The sequence below is a fragment of the Rhodoplanes elegans genome (assembly GCF_016653355.1).
GTDB lineage: Bacteria > Pseudomonadota > Alphaproteobacteria > Rhizobiales > Xanthobacteraceae > Rhodoplanes > Rhodoplanes elegans.
In genome coordinates, this window is sequence record NZ_NHSK01000195.1 from 24,054 (window position 1) to 33,845 (window position 9,792).

A 9,792-nucleotide genomic window follows, 5' to 3' on the forward strand; every position below is an offset into this window, starting at 1 on the left:
GTGTGACGTGCATGATGTGTGACGTGCCATGATCCGCCCGATTCTCACCGAGCTCGCGCTCTTTCTCACGCCCTTCGTGCTCTATGCGGCGTTTCTGCTGGCGACGCGCCGGGGCCTGATCCATCCCGATTCGTGGCGGCTTCCGGTGCTCGGCTGGCTGACGCTCGCGGCGCTCGCGCTGATGATCGCCAGTCTCGTCGTCATGGCGGAGTTCAGCGGAGCGCCGCCGAACTCGAACTACGTGCCGGCCCACATGGAGAACGGCCGGTTCGTGCCGGGCACCACGCGATGACGACACGCCGCATCGCCGCCGCGTGGCTCGCGGCGGAGCCGCTCGCCGCCGTGCTGGCGATGCTCGACCGCGACGGCGAGGAGGCGCGCGTCGTCGGCGGCGCGGTGCGCAACACCCTCCTCGGCGAGCCGCCCGGCGACATCGACATCGCCACCACGGCGCGGCCCGAGGAGGTGATGCGGCGAGCGCGGGCGGCCGGGGTCAAGGCGGTGCCGACCGGCATCGACCACGGCACCGTGACGGTCGTGGTCGCCGGCACGCCGTTCGAGGTGACGACGCTGCGCGAGGACGTCGAGACCTACGGCCGCAAGGCGACGGTGGCGTTCGGCCGCGACTGGGGCGTCGACGCGGCGCGGCGCGACTTCACCATGAACGCGCTGTCGCTGTCGCCGGACGGCACCCTCCACGATCCGGTCGACGGCCTGCCCGACCTCGAGGCGCGACGGGTGCGCTTCATCGGCGAGCCGGCGCGGCGCATCGACGAGGATCATCTGCGCATCCTGCGCTTCTTCCGCTTCCAGGCGGCCTACGGGAACGGGGCGGCCGATCCGGACAGCCTGCACGCCTGCATCGTCGGACGCGAGAAGCTGCGCGGGCTGTCGCGCGAGCGGGTGCGGATGGAGCTGATGAAGCTGTTGGTCGCGCCGGCCGCGGCATCGACCCTGCGGACGATGGCGGAGACCGGCATCCTGCAGCTCGTGCTCGGCGGCATCGGCCGGCCCTGGGATCTGTCCGCCATGGCGGCGCGCGAGCGCGATCTCGGCCTGGCACCGGAGGCGACGCGGCGGCTCGGCGCGCTCGCCGTGCTGGTGGCCGAGGACGCCGAGCGGCTGCGCGAGCGGCTGCGGCTGACCAATGCCGAGAGCGACCGGCTCGCCGCGATGGCGGACGGGTGGTGGCGGCTCTGCGCCACCACCGCCGAGGCCGAGGCGAAGGCGCTGCTCTACCGGCTCGGGCCGGTGTCCTATGGCGACCGCATGCTGCTCGCCTGGACGCGCGCCGGCAGCGCCGGCGATCCGACGGCGGCCGACGCCACGACGGAAGCCGCCGCCTGGGCGTCGCTCGTGACGTTGCCGCAACGCTGGAGCGCCCCGCGCTTCCCCGTCAAGGCGTCGCGCTTCATGGCCCGCGGCCTCGCCGGCCCGGCCCTCGGCGCCGCCATGAAGGCCGCCGAGGCGGCCTGGATCGCGGCAGATTTTCCGATGGACGCGAAGGCGCTGGACGGGATCGTGGCGGCGGTGCTCATCGGCCGCGGCGGGGACCGGACGGCGTAGGTCGCGGGCACCGAGTCAGGGCTTGAGGCCGCGCGACAGCGCCAGCACCGCGCCGAGAATGATCAGCGTCTGGAAGCCGATGGTGCCGAACATCCATTTGAGGATCTCGGCCTTGCTCGCCGCGATGCTGGCCTCCAGGCGAAGCTCCGCCTCCTTGATCCGGGCGTCCAGCCGCTGCTCCGTATCCTTGATCTCGGTCCGCACCGCCGTCACATCGGCCTTGCTGGCGAGGTCGCTCTGGATCGCTTCGGAGATCGCATCGGCGAAGCCCTCGGCCTGCTCGGCCGACATCTTCGCCTTCTCGCGCAGGGCGCGGGCGAACTTCAGGCTGTCGAAGGTCGCGATCGTCATCGAAAAATCATAGCAGAATGCGCGGCTTTCGAGGAGAGGGGCGACACCGCGCCTCACGCTCCCTCGGCGTCCTCCCCAGCCTCCTCCTCGTCGTCATCTGCAAAATCGCCGCCGAGGCGCAAGCCTTCGATCCAGGTCTCGCCGTCGCGCTTGACCACGGTGCGGGGTCGCACGCCGCCTTGCGCGGCGAGCGCCTCCGAGAGTGGCTGCGAATGCGTGACGACCCAGATCTGGGTGCGGCGGGCGGCGCGCACGATCAGCCGGGCCAGAGGCTCCAGCAGGTCGGGATGCAGGCTCGCCTCCGGCTCGTTGAGGGCGACGAAGCCGGGCAGGCGGTAGCCGAGCAGCGCGCCGGCGAGCGCCAGGTAGCGCAGCGTCCCGTCGGACAGCTCGCCGGCCTCGAACACGCGCTTGGGGTAATCCGGGAAGATCAGGCCGAACGCGGCGGTGCGCTCCGGCGGCGGCACCACCAGGCGGGCGCCCGGAAAGGCGTCGTCGATCACCGCGTCGAGGTCGGCCGTGTCGCCGCGGATGTGCACGAGCGTGGCGAACACGGCGGCGAGATCGGCGCCGTCGGAGGACAGCGTCGGCGTCGTCACGGCGAGACAAGGCCGGCGCAGCGGCGAGTCCCGGTCGCTGCGCAGGTCGTGATAGAAGCGCCAGTCCAGCATGGTCCGGCGGACCCGGTCGATCTCCGGGCAGCGCGCCGCGTCCTGGATGGTGCCGAGCGCCGTCTCGGAGGCGAGCAGGGGGGCGCCGAGCGGCTGCTTGCGGCCGGCGTCGTCGATCACCCGGGCGGTCGGCCCGCGCCGGTCGAGCAGCGTCAGCGGGCGCCGCCCGCCGTGCTGGACGAGCGTCTCCTCCTTCATCTGCGGCTCGAACGGGAAGGCGGCGCCCATCGGCGGCACCAGGCCGATCTCGACCGCATAGGCGAAGCGGGCCGTCTCGTCGGCGATCTCGACGTCGAGCTTGATGCGCACCGGCGCGCCGACCGCGCGTCGGCCCGCCCACAGGGCCGACTGCATGCCGCCCTCGGCGGCGAGCTCGCGGGCGAGCGTGCCGGCCGCGGTCGCCTGCAGGAGCTGCAGGGCGCGATAGAGATTGCTCTTGCCGACGCCGTTGGCGCCGACGAACACGGTCAGCGGCGCGACCGGAAACCGGATCCCGCGCAGCGACCGGTAGCCGGCGATCGCGACCTCTGAAATCTGCATCGTCCCGCCACCGTCACGGCCGCTCACCGGGGCTCACGGCCATTTCACCAGCGGCGGCATCGAGGAGAGGATCGACTCGACATTGCCGCCGGTCTTCAGCCCGAACACGGTGCCGCGATCGTAGAGCAGATTGTACTCGACATAGCGGCCGCGGCGCACCAGCTGCTCGTCCCGCTCGGCATCGGTCCAGGGGGTCGCGAGGTTGGTGCGCACGATCCGCGGATAGGCGTCCAGGAAGGCGCGGCCGACGTCCTGCGTGAAGGCGAGGTCGGCGGCCCAGTCGCCGGAATCGAGCCAGTCGTAGAAGATGCCGCCGACGCCGCGCGGCTCGTTGCGATGCTTGAGGAAGAAATACTCGTCGCACCACGCCTTCAGCCGCTCCCACGAGGCGACGTCGGAATGGGCGTCGCAGGCGCGCTTCATCGCCGCATGGAACGCCACCGTGTCGGGATCCGCCTGGGTGCGACGGCGCTCGAGCACGGGCGTGAGATCGCCGCCGCCGCCGAACCACGCCCGCGTGGTGACGACGAAGCGGGTGTTCATGTGGGCGGCCGGCACGTGCGGGTTCCGCGGATGGGCGATCAGCGAGATGCCCGAGGCCCAGAAGCGCGGGTCGTCGAGGGCGCCGGGGATGTCCTTGCGGAACTCCGGCGCGAACTCGCCGTGCACGGTCGACACGTGGACGCCGACCTTCTCGAACACCCGGCCGTGCATCATCGCCATCACGCCGCCGCCGCCGTCCGCCCCGGCGTGGTCGGTGCGCCGCCACGGGGTGCGCACGAAGCGGCCCGGCGCGTCCGGATAGAGCGACGCCGGCGCGTCGTTCTCGATCGCCTCGAAGGCGGCGCAGATGTCGTCGCGCAGCCGCTCGAACCAGGCGCGCGCCTCGCGCTTGCGGGCGTCGAGCACGGCGGGCTCGGGCAGCGGCGAGGAGACGGGGCCGGGCGCCGTGGCGGTGGTGGGCTGCGTGACGGGGGTGGTCATGTGATCATATCCGGCTTTTGGTATATGACAGGAACGGCTGACGGAGCGTCGCGTCGGCGTCGGGGCCGGCGGGACGGCCGCATCGCGGCGAGCAGGGCGGTCGAGGCTTCCGCGGGCCGAGGCTAGTCTCGGAAGACTAGAGCGCGACCGGGGCGGAGGAAAGCGGCTCCGGCCCGCCGGACAGCGGGTCTGCCGTGGCGAGGGCCGGGGCGAAGCCGCCGGTCTGGCGCAGCGCCTCGCCGGCCACCATGGCGCAAGCCATGGCGACGTTGAGGGAGCGCAGCCCCGGCCGCATCGGGACCGTCACCCGCACGTCGGCGCCGGCATGCACCCGCTCCGGCACGCCGCCGGTCTCGCGCCCGAGCAGCAGCACGTCGTCGGGCGCGAAACGATGCGCCGTGTAGGGCGTCGCCGCCTTGGTGGTGAGCAGCACGAGCCGCCGACCCCGCGTCCCCCGGTCCGCCTCGAAGGCGTCGAACGAGGCGTGCCGTGTCAGGTCCACGTAAGCCAGATAGTCCATCCCGGCGCGCCGGAAGGCGCGGTCGGTGGTCGGGAAGCCGGCCGGCTCGATCAGGTCGACCGGCACGCCGAGACAGGCGGCGAGTCGCAGGATCGTTCCGGTGTTCTGCGGGATGTCGGGCTCGTAGAGGGCGATGCGCATGCGTCAACGGACCGTCGCGTGCGGCCGGGCGAGGGCGTGCCGCGGCGCCGCCGCGGCGGCCCTGTCGCACCCTGAATGAGGACCATGGATGATCATGGGATCACCTCCCGGGACAGGTTCGCCGCCGCCCCGATAATGCGCCGGACCAGGACCCCTCTCATCCTATTTGCCATATGACGCCGCAGGCAACCCGACGGGCTTGCGCTTCCCGCCCAAAGGGTGCCAATAGAAAGAATTCAATGTGGCGCGGATCGCGCCGCACGCGAGATCGGCCGCGGCCGATCCCGCCGCCGACTTCGCCAGGGTCGGCCCTCGCCGGGTTGCCCGCCCATCGTATCGAAAGGGACCGAAGACTGTGACCAATCCGTCATTGCCATCAGAGCCGACCCGGCGCGATTTCCTCTATATCGCCACGGGCGCGGTCGGCGCGATCGGGGTGGGGTTCACGTTGGTGCCGCTGATCGCCCAGATGAACCCCGACGCCTCGACCATCGCGGCCGGCGCGCCGATCGAGGTCGACCTCGCGCCCATCTCCGAAGGCCAGGTGATCAAGGTGACCTGGCGCGGCAAGCCGATCTTCATCTCCCATCGCACCAAGCAGGAGGTGACGCAGGCCCAGGCCGTGCCGATGAGCCAGCTCAAGGATCCGCAGACCGACCAGGACCGCACCAAGCCCGGTCACGAGCAGTGGCTGGTTGTCATCGGCATCTGCACCCATCTCGGCTGCATCCCGATGGCCAAGTCGGGCGAGTACAATGGCTGGTTCTGCCCGTGCCACGGCTCGGTCTACGACGACTCCGGCCGCATCCGCCAGGGACCGGCGCCGCTGAACCTCGCGATCCCGCCCTATCGCTTCGTGTCCGATTCCAAGATCGAGATCGGCTGACGGCCTGCGGCGCGCAGTGCCCTCCGGACAGAGACCCAAAATGAGTGGACCTTCCAAGTTTCAGCCGACGCATCCCGCTCTCAAGTGGTTCGAGGCGCGGCTTCCCATCGTCAGCCTGCTGTACGACTCCTTCGTGTCGTATCCGACGCCCAAGAACTTGAACTTTCTCTGGACGTTCGGCGCGATCCTGTCGTTCATCCTGATCATCCAGATCGTCACCGGCGTCATCCTGGTGATGCACTACACGCCGAACGTCGACCTCGCCTTCAATTCCGTCGAGCATCTGATGCGCGACGTGAACTACGGCTGGCTGATGCGCTACGCGCACGCCAACGGCGCCGCGATGTTCTTCTTCGCCGTCTACATCCACATGTTCCGCGGCATGTACTACGGCTCCTACAAGGAGCCCCGCGAGGTGCTGTGGATCATCGGCGTGATCATCTACCTGCTGATGATGGCGACCGGCTTCCTCGGCTACGTGCTGCCGTGGGGCCAGATGAGCTACTGGGCCGCCACCGTGATCACCAACCTGTTCTCGGCCATCCCGTGGGTCGGCGAGCCGATCGTCACCTGGCTGTGGGGCGGCTATTCGGTCGGTGATCCCACCCTGACCCGGTTCTTCTCGCTCCACTACCTGCTGCCCTTCGTGATCGTCGCCTTCGTGGTGCTGCACGTGTGGGCCCTGCACGTGGTCGGCCAGAACAACCCGGCCGGCGTCGAGCCGAAGTCCGACGACGACGTGGTGCCGTTCACGCCCTACGCCACCATGAAGGACCTGTTCTGGTTCTCGGCCTTCCTGCTGCTGTTCTTCTGGTTCCTGTTCTACCTGCCGAACTATCTCGGCCACGCCGACAACTACATCCCGGCCAACCCCAGCGTCACCCCGGCGCACATCGTGCCGGAGTGGTACTACCTGCCGTTCTACGCGATCCTGCGCGCCATCCCGGACAAGCTCGCCGGCGTCATCGCGCTGTTCGCGTCGATCCTGATCCTCGCCTTCCTGCCCTGGCTCGACACCTCCAAGGTCAAGTCCGGCACCTACCGGCCGCTGTTCAAGATCTTCTTCTGGATCTTCGTGGCGGTCTGCATCGTGCTCGGCTGGCTCGGCGCCAAGCCGGCGGAAGGCGGCTACGTGATCGCGTCGCAGATCCTCACGGCCTACTACTTCCTGCACTTCATCCTCGTGCTGCCGGTGATCGGCCTGATCGAGAAGCCGCTGCCTGTTCCGAACTCGATCTCGGAGGCGGTGGCCGGCAAGAAGAAGGTCGGTGCGGGGGCGGTCGCGGCGATCGTCGCGCTGATCGGTCTGGGCGCGCTCGCGTTCGGCACCGGCACGGCGCAGGCGGCGGGCGAGCAGCCCAAGCCGCCGCAGCAGAACTGGACCTTCGCGGGTCCGTTCGGCACCTTCGACCGGGCCCAGCTGCAGCGCGGCTTCCAGGTCTACAAGGAGGTCTGCTCGGCCTGTCACGGCCTCTCGCTGGTGTCGTTCCGCAACCTCGCGGAGCCGGGCGGCCCGGGCTTCACCACCCAGCAGGCGGCCGCCGTCGCGGCCGAGGCCAAGGTGAAGGACGGCCCGAACGACCAGGGCGAGATGTTCGAGCGGGCCGGTCGTCTCGCCGACCGCTTCCCCTCGCCGTACCCGAACACGCAGGCCGCGGCCGCGGCCTTCAACGGCGCGGCGCCGCCCGACCTGTCGGTGATGGCCAAGGCCCGCACCTACGAGCGCGGCTTCCCGACCTTCGTGTTCGACATCCTGACCCAGTATCAGGAGGCCGGGCCCGACTACATGGTCGCCCTGCTCACCGGCTACGAGGATGCGCCCGCCGACTTCAAGCTGCCGGACGGCTCGAACTACAACAAGTACTTCCCGGGCCACGCGATCGCCATGCCGGCGCCGCTGTCGGACGGCGTCGTCACCTACACGGACGGCACGCCGCAGACGACCGAGCAGTACGCCAAGGACGTCACCGCGTTCCTGATGTGGACGGCGGAGCCGCACCTCGAGGCGCGCAAGAAGCTCGGCTTCCAGGTGATGATCTTCGTGCTGGTGCTCACCGGCCTCCTGTACTTCACGTACCAGAAGGTCTGGCACGAGGTGAAGCACCCGAAGGCGTCGGGCGACTCGAAGAGCGCCTGATCTGATCACGACGTTTCGCTCGCGAGGCGTCGCCGATCACCGGACATCGATCAGCCGGCCCGCGAAAGCGGGCCGGCTTCGTCTTGAGGAGGGGGATCGTTCGGCCGAACGGACAGCATGCCGGCGTCGAGTTGTTTGCTCCGTCATGCCCGCGCTCGTCGCGGGCATCCACGACCTGACAGCGTCGCGGCAGCAGAATCGTGGATGGCCGGGACGAGCCCGGCCATGACGAAACGTGCAGCCGGTGGGGCCGGCCTCACCCGGCGGCGGCCGTCTTCTTTGCGAGGCGCTGGTCGAAGCGCGCCGTGTCGATGACGGCGCGCACATGCGTGCCCTCGCCGATCGTCTCGACCGCGTCGCGCGCCGTCACCTTGAAGGTCAGCGTGCGGCCGTCGATCGCCACCAGCTCGGCCTCCGCCTCGACCCGCATGCCGCGCGGCGTGGCGGCGCGGTGATCGACATCGAGCCTGACGCCGACGCTCTGCTGGCCGTCCGGCAGCGCGGCCGCCACCGCGTCGACCGCGGCCGCTTCCATCAGCGTCACCATCACGGGCGTGGCGAGCGCCGTGACGCCGCCGCTGCCGACCCGCACGGCGGTGTGCTCGTCGCCGACCACCAGCCCGGCCCGTCCCTTCAGTCCGACGAAAAGGCCCGATGCCGCGCTTGTCATGTCACACCCATGTTCGTGAAATCAGATCAGGAGACCGTCGGCCGGCATCGCTGCACCGCCATCGCGGGGGCCGCGTCGCCGAGGCGCCATTGCAGCGGTGTCGCACCGCCCCGAATTCGCGCCCCGGTGAGCCCCGCTTAACCGCTTCTTTACCGTGACCCGTGGAAAGTCGGGACGAGGATCGCCGATCGCGTCCCGATTCCATCGTTCGTTAACGACCGGATGTCGGCGCACCTTTGTCGCGGTTCCGTTCGATGCGTTTGGGCCGGGTATCCACATGACAGGCGCGCCAGGTTACGTCAAAGGGGGTCGCCGCGACGCGCGGGACGAAGCTCCCGACAAGGCGCATCGGGCCGGATCGTCGTTCCGGCGGTGGCTCGGCTCGGTCATCCCGGACGAGCGCACCCCCGATCCGACCGACTTCGCCACCACGGCGGCGCCCGAGGTCTCCTCCGCGCCGGCGACGGCTGCGCCGACGGCCGCGTCCGTGGATCAGCGCGCGCCGACGGCGCCCGCGCTGCCGGGCCGGGCGCTGCCCGACCGCGACCTCGTCGCCCTGTGCAACCGCTTCGAGGGCATCACCCGCCAGCTCGAACGGCTCGTCCACACCACCCTCGACACCACCGAGGCCACGGTGCCCGTGACGGCGCCGGCCAGCGCCCTCGGCGCCAGCCCGCTCGACCGCGCCGTCGCCGAGATCGCGGCCCGCCAGCGCGCGCTCGAGAGCGAGAGCGCGCCGTCGGTGCCGAGCATGTTCGCGCCCGTGATGGACCCGGCGGCGCTCGCCCCGGCGCCGCTCGACCTGTCGCGGCTGGAGGAGCAGCTCCGGCTGATCACCACCCAGATCGAGACCCTGCGCTCGCCCTGCCGGGCCGAGGAGATCGCCGCGGAGCTGCGCGAGGAGCTGCGCCGCATCGGCCGCGCCGTCCACGATCTCGTCCCCCGCCACGCCTTCGAGGCGCTGGAGGGCGAGGTGCGGGCGCTCGCCTCGAAGCTCGACCAGAGCCGCGGCGGCGGCTTCGACCCGGCCGTGCTGGCGCCGCTCGAGCAGGGCCTCGCCGAGGTCCGCGACGCGCTGCGCGGGCTCGGCCCCGGCGAGCTCGCCGGCTCGGTCAACACGCTGTTCCACAAGATCGACGAGGTGACGGCCGAGGGCCTCGACGCGACCGTTCTGCACCAGCTCCAGGACGCGGTCGGCACGCTGCGCGGCATCGTCTCGACGGTCGCCTCGGGCGATGCGCTCGCCGCCCTCGTCGCCGAGGTGCGGGCGTTGTCCGAGAAGATCGAGAACGCCCCGCCGGTGCCGCCGCCGCCCGCCCCGGAGGA

General features: G+C 70.7%; 9 protein-coding genes and 1 pseudogene. 5 read left to right on the top strand and 5 right to left on the bottom strand.

Annotated elements, in window-relative coordinates:
- Positions 1 to 28: 28 nt before the first annotated feature.
- A complete protein-coding gene (locus tag CCR97_RS23235) occupies positions 29 to 292 on the top strand; it encodes a DUF6111 family protein (RefSeq protein ID WP_111357428.1) in 264 nt (87 codons plus the stop codon).
- A complete protein-coding gene (locus tag CCR97_RS23240; RefSeq protein WP_201159909.1) occupies positions 289 to 1,566 on the top strand; it encodes a CCA tRNA nucleotidyltransferase in 1,278 nt (425 codons plus the stop codon). The genes CCR97_RS23235 and CCR97_RS23240 overlap by 4 nt, the downstream gene beginning before the upstream one ends.
- A 15-nt stretch (positions 1,567 to 1,581) precedes the next feature.
- On the opposite strand, the gene CCR97_RS23245 is transcribed toward CCR97_RS23240, so the two are convergent.
- The 4 genes from CCR97_RS23245 to CCR97_RS23260 form a co-directional block, all read right to left on the bottom strand.
- On the bottom strand, positions 1,582 to 1,917 hold the full coding sequence (locus CCR97_RS23245; RefSeq protein ID WP_111357429.1) for a CCDC90 family protein: 336 nt from the start codon (positions 1,915 to 1,917) through the stop codon (positions 1,582 to 1,584).
- Between the two features lie 53 nt (positions 1,918 to 1,970).
- The gene (locus CCR97_RS23250; protein WP_111357430.1) at positions 1,971 to 3,128 is read right to left on the bottom strand and encodes an AAA family ATPase; all 1,158 of its coding nucleotides are present in this window, start codon (positions 3,126 to 3,128) and stop codon (positions 1,971 to 1,973) included.
- A 33-nt stretch (positions 3,129 to 3,161) separates the two neighbouring features.
- Positions 3,162 to 4,112 (bottom strand): oxygen-dependent coproporphyrinogen oxidase, encoded by a 951-nt coding sequence (gene hemF, locus CCR97_RS23255; RefSeq protein WP_111357431.1) that lies wholly within the window; start codon positions 4,110 to 4,112, stop codon positions 3,162 to 3,164.
- Positions 4,113 to 4,248: 136 nt separating this feature from the next.
- On the bottom strand, positions 4,249 to 4,773 hold the full coding sequence (locus CCR97_RS23260; RefSeq protein ID WP_111357432.1) for a tRNA (cytidine(34)-2'-O)-methyltransferase: 525 nt from the start codon (positions 4,771 to 4,773) through the stop codon (positions 4,249 to 4,251).
- A 355-nt stretch (positions 4,774 to 5,128) separates the two neighbouring features.
- Between CCR97_RS23260 and petA the strand changes: the two genes are divergently transcribed.
- The gene (petA, locus tag CCR97_RS23265; protein ID WP_111357433.1) at positions 5,129 to 5,659 is read left to right on the top strand and encodes a ubiquinol-cytochrome c reductase iron-sulfur subunit; all 531 of its coding nucleotides are present in this window, start codon (positions 5,129 to 5,131) and stop codon (positions 5,657 to 5,659) included.
- A 40-nt stretch (positions 5,660 to 5,699) separates the two neighbouring features.
- Positions 5,700 to 7,796: a cytochrome c1 gene (locus tag CCR97_RS23270; protein ID WP_111357434.1), complete on the top strand. Its 2,097-nt coding sequence runs from the start codon at positions 5,700 to 5,702 to the stop codon at positions 7,794 to 7,796.
- Positions 7,797 to 8,052: 256 nt separating this feature from the next.
- On the opposite strand, the gene CCR97_RS23275 is transcribed toward CCR97_RS23270, so the two are convergent.
- Positions 8,053 to 8,466: a thioesterase family protein gene (locus tag CCR97_RS23275; RefSeq protein ID WP_111360535.1), complete on the bottom strand. Its 414-nt coding sequence runs from the start codon at positions 8,464 to 8,466 to the stop codon at positions 8,053 to 8,055.
- Between the two features lie 277 nt (positions 8,467 to 8,743).
- On the opposite strand from CCR97_RS23275, the pseudogene CCR97_RS23280 reads away from it, so the two are divergent.
- Positions 8,744 to 9,792: pseudogene (locus CCR97_RS23280) on the top strand (hypothetical protein); the annotation flags it as partial.

Bases quoted from the DNA above. Each gene is read 5' to 3' on its own strand.
- CCR97_RS23275 (WP_111360535.1), bottom strand. From the start codon at position 8,466: ATGACAAGCGCGGCATCGGGCCTTTTCGTCGGACTGAAGGGACGGGCC.
- CCR97_RS23235 (WP_111357428.1), top strand. From the start codon at position 29: ATGATCCGCCCGATTCTCACCGAGCTCGCGCTCTTTCTCACGCCCTTC.
- CCR97_RS23240 (WP_201159909.1), top strand. From the start codon at position 289: ATGACGACACGCCGCATCGCCGCCGCGTGGCTCGCGGCGGAGCCGCTC.
- CCR97_RS23260 (WP_111357432.1), bottom strand. From the start codon at position 4,773: ATGCGCATCGCCCTCTACGAGCCCGACATCCCGCAGAACACCGGAACG.
- hemF (WP_111357431.1), bottom strand. From the start codon at position 4,112: ATGACCACCCCCGTCACGCAGCCCACCACCGCCACGGCGCCCGGCCCC.
- CCR97_RS23270 (WP_111357434.1), top strand. From the start codon at position 5,700: ATGAGTGGACCTTCCAAGTTTCAGCCGACGCATCCCGCTCTCAAGTGG.
- CCR97_RS23245 (WP_111357429.1), bottom strand. From the start codon at position 1,917: ATGACGATCGCGACCTTCGACAGCCTGAAGTTCGCCCGCGCCCTGCGC.
- CCR97_RS23250 (WP_111357430.1), bottom strand. From the start codon at position 3,128: ATGCAGATTTCAGAGGTCGCGATCGCCGGCTACCGGTCGCTGCGCGGG.